Source organism: Bacteroides sp. OF04-15BH, assembly GCF_003477995.1.
Classification (GTDB): domain Bacteria; phylum Bacteroidota; class Bacteroidia; order Bacteroidales; family Bacteroidaceae; genus Paraprevotella.
The window spans coordinates 23517-37775 of sequence record NZ_QUEM01000014.1; the positions used below are offsets into that span (position 1 = coordinate 23517).

Genomic DNA, 14259 nt, shown 5'->3' on the forward strand with positions numbered 1-14259 from the left:
ATTTACGAAGCTATAAAATTCACCTCCGGATGCAGGTCAATGCCGAACTTTTCGTGTACACTCTGGCTCACGGCTGCTGCCAGATCGGCAACATCACGCCCTGTGGCTCCTCCACAATTTACCAGAACAAGCGGCTGCTTGCTGTATACACCAACAGTGCCCAGAATCTTTCCTTTCCATCCGCACTGCTCAATCAGCCAGGCTGCCGGAATCTTCACCCGCTCCTCGTCGATTTCATAGAAAGGCACATGCGTATATTCCTTCTGGAACTGTTCCAACTGCTGCTTTCCGACAACAGGGTTCATGAAGAAACTGCCGGCATTGCCCAATACATTCGGATCGGGCAGTTTCTCATCACGCAGATGAATCACCTCCTTACGGATGTCGGTTGGTGTGAGCTGACGACGCTCATATTTTACATCAACCACAGTCTTCAACGCCTTATAAGAAAGGTTCGGCACAAATTTCTTGGAAAGTTTATAATGTACATAAGTTACGGCATAACGTCCCTTATATTCATTCTTAAAGATACTGTTACGGTAGCCGTACTGACAGTCCTTCTTGGAAATCAAACGTTTCTTTCCTGTTTCGAGATCCACAACCTCTACGCGCAAAATGGTATCGGCCGCCTCCACACCGTAGGCACCGATGTTTTGAACCGCACTGGCTCCCACCTCACCGGGAATGCCTGACAGGTTCTCAATACCGCAAAAACCGTTCAGAGTACAGTAAGCCACAAAGTCGTCCCACTTCAATCCACTGCCCACACGCAGCACAATCACGTTTTTACGCTCGGAAATTCGCTGTATGTTCTTGATTTGTGAATGCAGAATCACTCCGTTGAAGTTATCCAAAAACAAAAGATTGCTTCCTTCGCCGATATGCAGAATCGGTTTCTGTTCCTCGGAAGTGTGCCGAAGAGTGGTAATAAAGTCGCTCAACTCTTCCACACTGCTGTATTCAAAAAAAGTATCTGCGGCAACATTAATGCCGAAAGTATTATGCTTTAATAATGAGTAATTGTATTTTGTATTCATTCAATATTAATTTTCGTAAGAAACAAATTTCCATTGACCGTCTTTCTTTGTAAAGGTCAGCACATCCAGCATACCGTTAGAAATCCCTCTTTTTACAAAAACAATATGATTGGGATTCTTGTAACTCTGTCCGTAACGGATATTGGTAATCTCGTTTTCGGGCAGCACCGGCTTAAAGGCAAACCACTGATCTACCGACAAGGTTCCTTCAATAGTACCGAAATCGTTTTCGGGATCGGCAGTGACAAAACGCAACGGGTCCTCTATAGACTTGCGCTGCATCAGAGAGTCACTGGCAAACTTCCGATAGAAATCCAGGAATTCTGCCAGCGGAGACTTCCCCATCGGGTGCTCTGATTCCTGGCACAACATCCACAAACCATTTACTTTCTCAAAATGAAAAACCTTGATAAAATTCTTCTTCAGGTTGATTTTTTCAATATCCACCACTTTGGTTTCGGTGCTGTTCTCCAGTTCCATCTGATCTTCGTTATTGAACAACACGGTGTAATATTCGGGCGAAACGAAGATACGCTCATGCTTCCAGGCATTCTTTTCGATTACAGAAGTGATCTGCTTCCCTGCCGTCATCTTGACATATTTCAGCGGAAAGCGTACACGTTCTACCTGTAAACGACGATCCTGAATAAAACTGAAAATAAAATCTCCGAAGAACTCATCGACATTCTTATTCGTCAATCCGTCTGAGATCTCTGCGGAAAGGTTCAAACCGGTGTCTGCCACACAAACAGAATCTGCCGTATCAGCCCGGTTTCCGTCATCCTGAGTATCTGCTTTTTTAGAATCACAAGCAGCCAACAACAAAACCAACAAGAATAAATTTTCTATTTTTTTCATCATTCTATAATTAAGGTACGGAACCTTTTTCTAAAAAACGCACAAATTTACGCTTTTATTTTTAAAAGGAGTGAAAGTTTTGCGTATAAATGATTACCTTTGTCATATTTTAAAACGAAAACTATTTTCTGAACATTTATGATAGCTAAAATTCAACAACTTCTTGAAGAAGTAGAAACTCTACAAGCAAACAGTATTGAAGAAGTAGAGGCTCTGAGAATCAAATACCTGAGTAAGAAAGGTGTGATCAATGCGTTAATGGCAGATTTCAGAAACGTGCCTGCTGAAGAGAAAAAGGAAGTGGGTATGAAACTGAACGAGCTGAAGAACAAAGCACAGGAGCAGATCAATGCGTTGAAAGAAGCTGTAGCCATACAAGACAACAGTCACGATGATCTGGACCTCACACGTACCGCTTATCCGATCCAGCTGGGAACCCGTCACCCGCTGACTATCGTGAAGAACGAGATTGTGGATATTTTCTCACGTTTGGGCTTCACCATGGCCGAAGGTCCTGAGGTGGAAGATGACTGGCACGTGTATTCATCCATGAACTTTGCCGATGATCATCCGGCACGCGACATGCAGGATACTTTCTTCGTAGAGGCTCATCCGGACATCATCCTGCGCTCACACACCTCATCCGTACAGGCACGCACCATGGAGAGCCAGCAGCCTCCTATCCGTGTCATCTGCCCGGGACGTGTGTACCGTAACGAGGCGATTTCTGCCCGTGCACACTGCTTCTTCCATCAGGTAGAAGGTCTTTATATCGACAAGAACGTGTCTTTCACTGACCTGAAGCAGGTACTTCTGCTCTTCGCTCAGGAAATGTTCGGCAACGACACCAAGATCCGTCTGCGTCCGTCATACTTCCCATTTACCGAGCCTTCTGCCGAAATGGACATCAGCTGTAACATCTGCGGCGGTAAGGGATGTTCTTTCTGCAAGCACACCGGATGGGTTGAGATTCTGGGATGCGGTATGGTGGATCCTGCCGTACTGGAAGCCAACGGAATTGACAGCAGCGTCTACACCGGCTATGCCTTCGGTATGGGTATCGAACGAATCACCAACCTGAAGTATCAGGTAAAAGACTTACGTATGTTCTCTGAAAATGATACCAGATTCCTTGAAGAGTTCGAATCAGCCAACTGATCCGGCTTCTTTACATAACACTCAAAAACTGTTTACAAGCAGTTACATTTGTATATTAGCAGCCAATTTCCTGTTGTATTTCGGGTTTTGGCTGCTAATACCCGTTTTACCCTTTTATCTGAAAGAAAGTTTCCAGTGTCCGGAGAGTACCATAGGACTGGTGTTGTGTGCCTATACCATCTCTTCGCTGTGCACCCGACCGTTCATGGGCTACCTCTATGACGGTTTTCCGCGCAAACCGCTTTATCTGGTGGCTTACCTTATATTCATGCTCATTTTTGCGGGCTATGTCGGTACGAAGAGTCTGCTGCTCTTTATTGTGCTGCGCGTGTTGCACGGCATTGCCTTCGGTACGGTAACCGTCGGTGGAAACACTCTGGTCATCGACATCACACCTTCACAGCGGCGCGGCACCGCCTTAGGATTCTACGGACTGACCAACAACATTGCCATGAGCATCGGGCCGATGACCGGACTGCTGCTCCACGATCATCACGTGTCCTTCGAAGCCATATTCTGCTGCGGACTGGGCAGCTGCATTGCCGGCCTGCTGGCAGCCTCAGCCGTCAAGGCACCGGTGAAACAAACCGTAAAGCGACCGCCCATATCGCTCGACCGCTTCTTTCTTATTAAAGGTATTCCCGCCAGTATAGCACTTTTTCTGCTTTCCATTCCCTATGGGGCCACCACCAACTATGTAGCCATGTATGCCGAACAAATCGGACTGGATGCCCCCACAGGATTCTTCTTTACGCTTATGGCTGCCGGTATGGGAGTGAGCCGTCTGTTTGCCGGCCGGTATGTGGACCGCGGATATGTCACGGAAACCATTTCCTACGGATTCTATCTGGTCACGGCAGCCTTTCTGTTGCTCTCGGCCTGCGGATGGATCCACAGTCTGAACGCTATGGCCTGTCTGGTCGTATTCTACACCATTCCCTTTATGCTTGGAGTGGGCTTCGGCACCATGTTTCCGGCCTACAACACGCTCTATGTGAATCTGGCTCCCAACAATCAGCGAGGCACGGCCACCAGCAGTTATCTCACCGCCTGGGATGTGGGAGTGGGACTGGGTATTCTCACCGGCGGTCTGATTGCCGAATGGTTCTCCTTCTCCACGGTTTATCTGTTTGGAACCGTCCTGTGCCTGGTATCCATGATATACTTTAACCGTGTTGTTACCCCGCATTTTCAGAAGAATAAGCTCAGATAGCGGCAAGCATAAGTTACGGATATGTAACAAACAATCTACAAGATAATGAAAATCTCGTTTTGTAATGGTAACAAAGGTGTATGCACTTGACATAAGTCAATAAATGCGCCATTTTATGCTGAAAAGCATGTTTTTATTTGGAGAAGGCGAACTTTTCATCGTATCTTTGCAGTGCAAAACAAAGGATAACACAAATAAAAAGGGCTACCGATAGAGATCGGAGCGACGAAAGATTGTTTAATACAAAAAATTAAGAATTATGGCATTTTTTATGTTTGTAATTATCGCTGTCGGTGTTAGTGCAGCAGTAGTAGAGTTTAACAAGAGTAATGGTAAGTTCTTCAAGAAAGGAACAACAATGTTTTTCCGTGATGAGGACTTGAAAAACAGTGCAGCCTGCTAATAAACGGGGCTTTGCACTTTAAAATTGAGATTTATTAATTTGTAGATATGAGCGGAGCCATGTGGTTCCGTTTTTTTGTACCCTTACGTCTCCTCCTCCCCTCCGAAAAAGTTTTTGTAAATAAAGAACCCTAAAAGTTGTTTTTTTACAAATAATCTCTAACTTTGTCACTTACCGAAGAAAAAATCAACAAAGCCTATGAAAAAAGAAGATTTCATGAAAATGGCAATAACTCTGTCCATAGAAAATGTCAAGAACGGCGGCGGACCGTTTGGAGCTGTCATCGTAAAGGATAATGAAGTCATTGCAACCGGAGTGAACCGGGTGACCACCAACCACGACCCCACGGCCCATGCCGAAGTCAGTGCCATACGCAGTGCCTGCGCCCTGCTGGGTACATTCGATCTGAGCGGATGCGACATCTATACCTCGTGCGAACCTTGCCCCATGTGTCTGGGTGCCATCTACTGGGCACACATTGACCATATTTATTACGGAAACAACAAGGACGATGCGGCCGCCATCGGCTTTGACGACTCATTTATCTACGAGGAACTGGCTCTGGACCGCAAGGACCGGAAAAAGAAAATGACCGAACTGCTTCACGACGAGGCTCTGCGGGCATTTGAGGCCTGGAAAAGAAAAGCCGACAAGGTGAAATACTAGGAAGCAGTGGAAAATACCCAATAATCGGGAACAGACCGGAGCAAAAAATCATGGAAAAAAGGTATTGACGGGTTTTCCGGAATGCTGTTACTTTGCAGTACGTAAAAACTGTAAATATCCGCTAGAACATGAGTACAATAGATTTTCCGGATTTGAACATCCCCGAAATAAAAGTGCTGTTTAACCATATCTACGAACTGAAAAAAGGAGTGCGACGCATGGCTCTCTACACCATGAACAAGAAAAACCTGGATTATGCCGTGGCACGCGTAAAAAGTCAGGGACTGGCCTATGCCATTCAGGAGATTGACGGCTGCCGCATCAATCTGTTTATCGGTTGCGAGGAATGTATTGCCGCCATCCGCATGTTTGTGGACCGTCCGCTCAATCTGCTTACTCCCGAAGAGGACTTCATTCTGGGAGCCCTGCTGGGATATGATGTGTGCATGCAGTGCAAACGCTTCTGCTCGCGCAAGTCGGAGCAGCTCAAGAGCAGTCAGGATATTGCCTGAGGGCATCTCTGCAAACAGACTCCCCGAACTATATAAATAATGTAGTAAAAGACAAAGGAATAAACTATGAATATCAGACGTTCGTCAGGGAAAGATTGTGAAGCAATCCGACAGTTGATCAACGACATGGAGCAAAAAACTCTACCTGTCACCGAATTTAACCGGATATACGAAGCCCAACTGCATGATGACAACTTTCTGTGTCTGGTATGTGAAGTTGAAAACCAGGTAATAGGAGTCATCAATCTGCGCATGGAATGGCAACTACACCATGCAGCCCGAATCTGTGAAATCATGGAATTTGCCGTTTGCCAGGAATACAGAAATAAAGGTATCGGCAAAAACATGTTTGAAAAGGCGTGCAAAGAAGCCCAAAAAGCTGGTTGCGTACAGATAGAAGTTGCGTGCAATCAATTACGAAAACGAACCCATTGTTTTTATGAACGAATGGGAATGCACAATTTTCATTATAAATTTTCCCTTGACTTTAGCGCAGACGCAAACGCTGAAAATCAACTGGGCAAATAATGCCCGGCTATATGCCAGCTGCAAACAAAAAAAATCATCACGATGAAATGAAAAAATCCTCGTGATGATTTTTTTATTTGATTGGGATCATTTATCACACCATCTTCAGCCCTATAATCGAGATGATCAGTGTGACGATGAAAAACAGGCGCCAGAAAGAGGCAGGTTCGTGAAAGAAAAGGATACCCAGAAGCACCGTTCCCACCGCGCCGATGCCGGTCCACACGGGATAGGCGGTACCGATGGGCAGGGTCTGCACGGCCTTGGCCAGCAACAGCATGCTCAAAGTCAGGCTGACCAGGAAACCGGCTCCCCACAAATAGAACTCCATACCGGAAACGCCTTTCATCTTGCCCAGACAAAAGGCAAAGCACGATTCAAAGCACCCGGCAATGATCAAGATTATCCAACTCATACAGCCGTCTGTTCTGTTTATTCCACCCACACGGCCGTACCGCTGCAAGTCACCATCAGCATGCTGGAGTTGGAACCTACTGTTTCATAGTCCAAGTCAATGCCCACAATGGCATTGGCGCCCAGACGCTCGGCTTCCTGCTGCATCTCGCTCAGCGCCGTGGCTTTGGCTTCACGCAGCACTTCTTCGTACGAACCGGAACGGCCTCCGAAAATATCGCGCACCGAAGCAAACAGGTCGCGCACGAAATTGGCACCGATAATGGTTTCGCCACTCACGATTCCGTAATAGTGGACAATTCTTTTTCCTTCAATCGAAGGGGTTGTCGTTACAATCATATCTTTCTGTTTTTAAGGTTATTCAGTATAGAAACGGATCAGACGGTCCAGAATGCGCACACAAACGGGACAGAACACCGGAGCGTCGTTCGTCTTCATGCGGCAGTCCTGAAAAGCGCGGTACACGCCCTTTGACTGATAACCGCCACCTTCGTACACTCCGATTTTGGTGTACAGGTCTTTTCCCGTGGCCGGTGTCGGTATGGGGGTACCTTCGGGCAGCATGTCCTTCCACTTGCTGTCAAAGTCCGTCAGCGTGGTGATATTCTGTTCGTAAGGCTCCACGCCGGCCGGATACATCGGCTCAAACTCATCGTCATAGTAATACTCGTCGGCCAGTCCCGCAAAGCTGTGTCCGAATTCATGCACCACCACCGAGCGGTAGCTCTCGTGGCGCGATGAAGTCAGCGTGTAGGAATTATAGATGCCGCCCCCGCCATAATTCTCCGTATTGGCCAGAATCACAATATGCTCATAGGGCACTCCGGCCAACAGATTGTGCAGCTGCTTCAGGTGCAGCGTGGTGAGGTAACGGTCGGAATAGAAGGTGTCGAAATGCGAATCGACGGCCGTTTTCTTCCAGATGCCTTTTCCGGGAATGCTTACTCCCGAATCGTCCGACTCCGAAGCCACGGCCACAAAGTTAAAATGCTTCTGCTGCGACTTAAAAGGTTCGTGGTCGAGCAGCGCTTCCACAGCCACCTCGCAATCTTTGTAGAACTGGGGCATCTGCTCAGCGGTATAGCCTTCGGCCACAAAAGCCACATCAATGCACTGCTCCGGACTGCCGTTCTGACGGATATAGCGGTGCGGAGTGACGGGCAGCGAATCGAGCCGGCGGATCAGAATATCCTTCGGGTCGACAGGATGCGTGAGCGAGGAGGAGATTTTTCCGCGATTGTCGAACAAGGACACGGTGATGTTCACCTTGTTTTTGGGATAAGGCACCAGGAAACAGTTCTCAAAGGATTTGGCCACACGGGTAGCCTCCTCGGTGCCCTGCCACTCCTGAAACAGAGTAGCGAAGGAATTGCGGTAAATCGTATCGCCCGTGGCGGCATCGCACATCGTGATCTGTCCGTAGCCGCGCAGGTGCAGGTCCTTCAGATGATGACGGCGTCCGGCCCATCCCGGAAACGAACAAAGCTGGTCTACAAACAGTTGCTGTTGCTTGTCTGTACCGGAAAAGGTATAGTCCAGACGCAAGGTACGGTTCTCAAAATAGGTGTCAAAATTCTGGCCCCACACTCCCGAAATGCCCAGACAGGACAGCAGAAGAGCGGCCAGCATGCTTTTCTTTCTTTTCATAACAGTATATTGGTTTTGTCGCAAAAATAAAGAGTTTTCGGGACTTCGCCAAGCTTTGTTTTTAAATGTAGTTGCGGAAGAAGTGAGAAACAAGAAGAAGTTTTCTTGCCGGATTCCGAAAAAATTGCGAATATTGCATCATGTTTTTCGGGAGGCAGCCTCATGTCTTCCTCCAAAAATCCAATCATTCTATGACTAAAAAAGAACTGTATCAACATATTATCGACTATTTTGAAGAGGCCATGCCCGTGGCCGAAACCGAGCTGCACTATTCCAATCCTTTCGAACTGCTGGTGGCCGTCATCCTGTCGGCGCAATGTACCGACAAAAGGGTGAACCAGATCACTCCGGCTCTGTTCGAGGCTTTTCCCGACGCGGCGACTCTGGCCGCCCAAAGCCCCGACACGGTGTTTGAATATATCCGCAGTGTGAGCTATCCCAACAACAAGGCGAAGCATCTGGTGGGCATGGCGCGCATGCTGCTGGAAGACTATCAGGGAGAGGTTCCTTCGGACCTGGACCAGCTGGTGCGCCTGCCGGGAGTGGGACGCAAAACGGCCAATGTGATTCAGGCAGTAATTTTCCAAAAGGCGGCTATGGCAGTGGACACGCATGTGTTCCGCGTGAGCCATCGCATCGGTCTGGTGACCGACCGCTGCACCACCCCGCTGAGCGTGGAAAAACAACTGATGCGCTATTTCCCCGAAGAGTTGATCCCCAAGGCGCACCACTGGCTCATCCTGCACGGACGCTACACCTGCACGGCGCGCAATCCCAAATGCGATGCCTGCGGTCTGAAAGCCTATTGCCGCGAATATCGCAAGAAGTATAAATTGTCGGAAAAGAAATAACCGGAAAGCCTCAGCTCATGGCTCCATACAATCGTTATATGTCGGAAATAGACACCGACTTCTTTCGGACCATCTGTCTGCAACATGGTGAAACGCGTTCGTACCGGAAAGGGGAATATCTGCTTCATGGGGAGGTGTTTCCCTACGTAGGACTGGTAGAAAGCGGGGTGTTCAAATATTCCTGTCCGGGCACGGAAGGCAAGACGCACACCATCGGCTTCGCCTTCGAAGGTGAATTTGTGGGCGACTATCCCAACTGTCTGTATCAGCGGAAACCGGAAGTGCAGATCCAGGCCCTCACTCCCTGCCGGGTGATTCTGTGTCCGGCAAAAAAATTAATGCAACATTTCGAGCAGAGTCTGGAGAATCAGACGCATGCCCGCATCGCAGCCGAACAGCTGTTCATGCAGATTTATTCCCGCTATATGGACCTGTACCGTTTCACTCCCGAAGAGCGTTACCAACAGCTCCTCCGGCAACACCGGGAAATGGTCCAGCGGATACCGCTCAAGGAAATCGCCTCGTTCCTGCGCATCACTCCCATACACATGAGCCGCATCCGAAAGAAACTTTTGCAGGAATAAGCGCTAAACATTTGTTTAGATTTTAAATCGGGCAGCAAGATTTTCTCTCCTTCAATTTTGTCTCCCCAAGGAAACTGACTACTTTTGAAAATAAAAACACTTGTTTCTTATGGAGAAAAAATACACGGAAACCATCGGCCGCTTACAGACCGAACGAAGAAAAAGAAAAAAGAAAAGCCAGTTTCTGCTCTCACTGAAGCTGGTTTCATTTCTGGCTATGGCTGCGTTCATCTATGGCGCCTGTACCATGCCTTATGTTTTACTCTTCAGTGCCCTGGCTTTGATCAGTGCTGCGGTTTATGTATTCGCACTGATCCGCGACGGACGCTGCATCCGCGACATGGAACGGATGGATGCTCTGATCAAAGCCTGTCAGAATGAACTGGGCTATCTGAGAGGAGATTTCCGGGCATTCGACGACGGAGCGCGTTATGCCTCACCGGAACATGAATTTGCATACAACCTGGATATTTTCGGTCGCGACTCACTGTTCCAGCGCATCAACCGCACCCGCACCGAGGAAGGCAGCGACCGTCTGGCCCGAAAACTGTCGGTTCTGGAAACGGATATCGAGACCATCAAGGCCAATCAGCAGGCCATAAACGATCTGAGCGGACGGTTCGACTGGCGTCTGCGCTTCATGGCCGGTGAACAGGTACAAAGCAAGTTTGTGCAACTGTGCCGGGAAATGTCCTCAAAATCTTTAAGCAATGCGCCGGTATCTCCTGTCGGCAAGATACAGCACCTGATTCCTTACGCCTCTTCCGCACTGACCTTACTGGCCCTGCTCGGCTATATCTGCGACTGGTGGCCGGGGGTGTGGTTTTCCCTGCTCTTCTTCATTCAGCTGGCTGTCTGCATCATCCGGGGCAAGAAGATGCAGCACACGATTCTCGCTACCGATAAGCTGCACCATGAATTCAAAGGCTATCTGGACCTTTTGCGCGAAATTCAACAGGAACCGTTTCAGGCAGAAGCTCTGAAACATCTTCAAAAGCAACTGTTTGAAGGACCGGAAAACAGTATCCGCGCCTTCAGGCAACTGACCCGTCTGCAAAATCTGTTCGACCAGCGGAGCAATGCGCTGATGTATGTCGTCCTGAACGGACTGTTCCTGTATGACCTTCTCCTACAACGGAAATTTGACGAATGGATGACGAGATACCTGCCGCACGTGGAAATGTGGGTGAATCAGGTGTCCGAATTTGACGCTTTGGTCAGCCTGGGAAACTATGCCGCCAACAATCCGAACAACACTATCCCGCAAATTCTTACGGATGCCACCGATCCGGTGATTCGGGCTTGCGACACCTATCACCCCTTTCTGGCACACAAACAACCGGTGGCCAACAGCTTTACATTGGACAAGAAACGCATCGCCATCGTTACGGGCGCGAACTTGGCCGGCAAAAGCACCTTCCTGCGCACCATAGGCGTGAACTATATTCTGGCCACCACCGGAGCACCGGTCTGTGCCCGTGAGTTCGGTTTCTCCATCGTGTCGCTCTTCTCCAGCATGCGCACCGCCGACAATCTGTCGCGCGACCTCTCCTATTTCCATGCGGAACTGCTCCGCCTGAAACAGCTCATTCAGCATGTCCGTCATCAGGACTACACACTCATCATCCTCGATGAGATTCTGAAAGGCACCAACTCCAAGGACAAGTTACAGGGTTCTATCCTCTTCCTGAACGAAATAGCCTGCTACAACATGTCGGCTCTGATTGCCACACACGACCTGGAACTGGCCCGACTGGAAGAAAAGGATGCCTCGCTCTATCAAAACTACTGCTTTGAGATAGAACTGGCACACGACATCCGCTACAGTTACCGCATCCAAAAGGGAGTGGCCCAGAACCTGAATGCCTCCTATCTGCTTCAGGATATTCTGGAATCGTGCCGGCAGGACTGACCTTTGGGAAGGCAAGCCAGTTTACGGGTCCGCCTCAACAACCGTCGGGAAGAATCAAACGCACACCTGCGGCTGAACGAAAATTTTACTAGATTTTATCGCCCAAAAAACATGTCCTATTATTTTTTTTATTAAATTTGCAAGGACTTGAAAAGAGAACAAGACAAACCATTTTAATAACTAAATAAAAGAATTATGACTATCGACAGTTACAAATTTGCCGGCAAAAAGGCAATTGTTCGTGTGGACTTCAATGTTCCATTGGATGAGAATGGTAAAATCACTGATGACACCCGTATCCGCGGTGCCCTCCCTACTTTGACTAAGATCCTGAAGGACGGTGGTGCTCTGATCATCATGTCACACATGGGTAAGCCAAAAGGTAAGGTAAACGCTAAATACTCTTTGAGCCAGATCGTTGACGCTGTTTCTGAGAAGTTGGGTGTACCTGTACAGTTCGCACCGGACTGCGCTAAGGCTGCTGAGGCTGCCGCTGCTTTGAAGCCGGGTGAAGTACTGCTGTTGGAGAACCTGCGTTTCTATCCTGAAGAGGAAGGAAAGCCAGTAGGTATCGATAAGGAAGATCCTGCTTACGAAGAGGCTAAGAAGGCTATGAAGGCTGCTCAGAAAGAATTCGCCAAGACTTTGGCTTCTTACGCTGACTGCTACGTAATGGATGCATTCGGAACAGCTCACCGCAAGCACGCTTCTACAGCTGTTATCGCTGACTACTTCGACGCTGACAATAAGATGTTGGGTTATCTGATGGAGAAGGAAGTTCAGGCTGTTGACAATGTATTGAAAGACATCAAGCGCCCATTCACTGCTATCATGGGTGGTTCTAAGGTTTCTACCAAGATCGGTATCATCGAGAACTTGATGGACAAGGTAGACAACTTGATCCTGTGTGGTGGTATGGCCTTCACATTCGCTAAGGCTCAGGGTGGTAAGATCGGTAACTCTTTGGTAGAGGACGACAAACTGCAGCTGGCTTTGGATATCATCGCTAAGGCTAAGGCTAAAGGTGTAAACTTGGTATTGGGTTGCGACTGCATCGCTGCTGACAAGTTTGCTAACGATGCCAACACTCAGGTATGTGCAGACAGCAATATTCCTGACGGATGGATGGGTCTGGATGCAGGTCCTAAGACTCAGGAAGAGTTCAAGGCTGCTATCAAGGGTGCCAAGACTATCTTGTGGAACGGTCCTGCCGGTGTATTCGAAATGGATAACTTTGCAGCTGGTTCAAAGGCTATCGCCGAGGCTATCGCTGAAGCTACCAAAGAGGGTGCTTTCTCTCTGATCGGTGGTGGTGACTCAGTAGCATGTATCAACAAGTTTGGTATGGCTGACCAGGTTTCTTACATCTCTACCGGTGGTGGTGCTCTGTTGGAAGCTATCGAAGGTAAGATCCTTCCGGGTATCGCAGCTATCAAAGGCGAATAATCATTTTATTTGATAATCCATCAGGAAAGGGTAACTTGTTTTATCGGGTTACCCTTTCTTTTAATTCTACATTCATGAAAAAGGTATTCCTATTGCTGGCAGCCCTGGCCGGTCTGGCGTCATGCCACAAAACCGGTAACAAACAGGCTGAAAAAGTATCCCCACAAGATTCCACCGTACTCTACGTGGCCTTGATGCCTACTGTAGACTGTCTTCCTTTTTATTATGCAGAGCAACAAGGTATCTTCGACAGTCTGAATGCCAATATCGAAATCAGAAATTACATGGCTCAGATGGATTGCGACACAGCCTTCTGCCGGAAACATGTGGATGTAGCCTATACAGACCTGATCCGGGCCGCCCTTTTACAAAGTAAAGACACGGCTTTGAATGTGATCATGCGGACAGACGGTAGTCACGAACTGATTACTGCCTTCAGCAAACGTCTGAAATCTCCCAAACAACTAAAGGAAAAAATGGTGGGCATGGCGCGCCATTCCGTCACGGACTATCTTTGCAGCGAAATTGTAAAGAAAGGAAATATCAGTCCGGACGAATTATACAAACCACAAATCAACGACATCTCGTTGAGAGCAGCCATGGTGCAGAATGCCACAATCGATGCCGCATTTCTGCCCGAACCTTATGCCACACAGGCACGACTTCTGAAAAACAGAAGCATCTACAGCACCCCAAAAGAAAAGATTCACCTGATGTGTATGATGGCCAGCTGGCAGGCCCAGAAAGATCCGAAAAAGGCCAAACTGCTGCATCAGCTGATTCAAGGATATGACTTGGCTGTACAAAAAATGAAAGATAAAAGCAATCAGGACTCCGCACGCAACCTGCTGAAACCTTTTGGACTGAAACAACAGGTTCTGGACTCCCTGAAGCTTCCCAAATACCACAAAGCATCTGTTCCTGATGCCAAACAGGTACAAAAAGCCATCGAATGGCTTCGAGCACAAGAACTCATCAGCAAGCAATATAACGGCGATACACTGGTAACCTCGTTTCTTACGAAATAAAC

16 protein-coding genes are annotated in these 14259 nt (G+C 48.1%); 11 read left to right on the forward strand and 5 right to left on the reverse strand.

Annotated elements, in window-relative coordinates:
* Window positions 1-2 precede the first annotated feature (2 nt).
* Window positions 3-1037 (reverse strand): UDP-N-acetylmuramate dehydrogenase, encoded by a 1035-nt coding sequence (gene murB / locus DXA74_RS07880; protein ID WP_118526393.1) that lies wholly within the window; start codon window positions 1035-1037, stop codon window positions 3-5.
* Between the two features lie 6 nt (window positions 1038-1043).
* Window positions 1044-1895 carry a DUF4348 domain-containing protein gene (locus DXA74_RS07885; RefSeq protein ID WP_158576042.1) on the reverse strand — a complete coding sequence of 284 codons (852 nt, stop codon included), beginning with the start codon at window positions 1893-1895 and terminating at the stop codon, window positions 1044-1046.
* Window positions 1896-2033: 138 nt separating this feature from the next.
* Between DXA74_RS07885 and pheS the strand changes: the two genes are divergently transcribed.
* The 6 genes from pheS to DXA74_RS07910 all read left to right on the forward strand — a co-directional run bounded on the left by pheS (window position 2034) and on the right by DXA74_RS07910 (window position 6375).
* Window positions 2034-3053: a phenylalanine--tRNA ligase subunit alpha gene (gene pheS / locus DXA74_RS07890; protein ID WP_118526397.1), complete on the forward strand. Its 1020-nt coding sequence runs from the start codon at window positions 2034-2036 to the stop codon at window positions 3051-3053.
* Entirely contained in the window at window positions 3013-4266 is a 1254-nt protein-coding gene (locus DXA74_RS07895) for an MFS transporter (RefSeq protein WP_118526399.1), read from the forward strand. The genes pheS and DXA74_RS07895 overlap by 41 nt, the downstream gene beginning before the upstream one ends.
* Window positions 4267-4537: 271 nt before the next feature.
* Window positions 4538-4669 (forward strand): hypothetical protein, encoded by a 132-nt coding sequence (locus DXA74_RS16860; protein WP_255420797.1) that lies wholly within the window; start codon window positions 4538-4540, stop codon window positions 4667-4669.
* A gap of 198 nt (window positions 4670-4867) precedes the next feature.
* Window positions 4868-5335 carry a nucleoside deaminase gene (locus DXA74_RS07900; protein ID WP_118526401.1) on the forward strand — a complete coding sequence of 156 codons (468 nt, stop codon included), beginning with the start codon at window positions 4868-4870 and terminating at the stop codon, window positions 5333-5335.
* 128 nt (window positions 5336-5463) lie between these two features.
* Window positions 5464-5847 carry a DUF2023 family protein gene (locus DXA74_RS07905; protein WP_118526403.1) on the forward strand — a complete coding sequence of 128 codons (384 nt, stop codon included), beginning with the start codon at window positions 5464-5466 and terminating at the stop codon, window positions 5845-5847.
* A 66-nt stretch (window positions 5848-5913) separates the two neighbouring features.
* On the forward strand, window positions 5914-6375 hold the full coding sequence (locus tag DXA74_RS07910; RefSeq protein WP_118526405.1) for a GNAT family N-acetyltransferase: 462 nt from the start codon (window positions 5914-5916) through the stop codon (window positions 6373-6375).
* Window positions 6376-6469: 94 nt separating this feature from the next.
* Here the strand turns inward: DXA74_RS07910 and DXA74_RS07915 are convergent, their stop codons facing one another.
* Genes DXA74_RS07915 through DXA74_RS07925 form a run of 3 tightly spaced genes read right to left on the reverse strand, consistent with a single transcriptional unit; the run spans window position 6470 to window position 8436 of the window.
* The gene (locus DXA74_RS07915; protein WP_118526407.1) at window positions 6470-6790 is read right to left on the reverse strand and encodes a multidrug efflux SMR transporter; all 321 of its coding nucleotides are present in this window, start codon (window positions 6788-6790) and stop codon (window positions 6470-6472) included.
* Between the two features lie 17 nt (window positions 6791-6807).
* Window positions 6808-7128 (reverse strand): heavy metal-binding domain-containing protein, encoded by a 321-nt coding sequence (locus DXA74_RS07920; RefSeq protein WP_118526409.1) that lies wholly within the window; start codon window positions 7126-7128, stop codon window positions 6808-6810.
* Window positions 7129-7146: 18 nt separating this feature from the next.
* Window positions 7147-8436 carry a M64 family metallopeptidase gene (locus DXA74_RS07925; RefSeq protein ID WP_118526411.1) on the reverse strand — a complete coding sequence of 430 codons (1290 nt, stop codon included), beginning with the start codon at window positions 8434-8436 and terminating at the stop codon, window positions 7147-7149.
* 191 nt (window positions 8437-8627) lie between these two features.
* Here DXA74_RS07925 and nth point away from each other — a divergent pair, with 191 nt between their 5' ends.
* From nth to DXA74_RS07955, 5 genes are all read left to right on the forward strand, one after another.
* Window positions 8628-9287 carry an endonuclease III gene (nth, locus tag DXA74_RS07935; RefSeq protein ID WP_118526415.1) on the forward strand — a complete coding sequence of 220 codons (660 nt, stop codon included), beginning with the start codon at window positions 8628-8630 and terminating at the stop codon, window positions 9285-9287.
* 17 nt (window positions 9288-9304) lie between these two features.
* Window positions 9305-9871 (forward strand): Crp/Fnr family transcriptional regulator, encoded by a 567-nt coding sequence (locus DXA74_RS07940; protein WP_118526417.1) that lies wholly within the window; start codon window positions 9305-9307, stop codon window positions 9869-9871.
* A 109-nt stretch (window positions 9872-9980) separates the two neighbouring features.
* Window positions 9981-11783, forward strand: a complete 1803-nt coding sequence (locus tag DXA74_RS07945) for a DNA mismatch repair protein MutS (protein WP_118526419.1) — start codon at window positions 9981-9983, stop codon at window positions 11781-11783.
* A 195-nt stretch (window positions 11784-11978) separates the two neighbouring features.
* Window positions 11979-13229 (forward strand): phosphoglycerate kinase, encoded by a 1251-nt coding sequence (gene pgk / locus DXA74_RS07950; RefSeq protein WP_118526421.1) that lies wholly within the window; start codon window positions 11979-11981, stop codon window positions 13227-13229.
* 74 nt (window positions 13230-13303) lie between these two features.
* Window positions 13304-14257: an ABC transporter substrate-binding protein gene (locus DXA74_RS07955; protein WP_147401053.1), complete on the forward strand. Its 954-nt coding sequence runs from the start codon at window positions 13304-13306 to the stop codon at window positions 14255-14257.
* Window positions 14258-14259 lie beyond the last annotated feature (2 nt).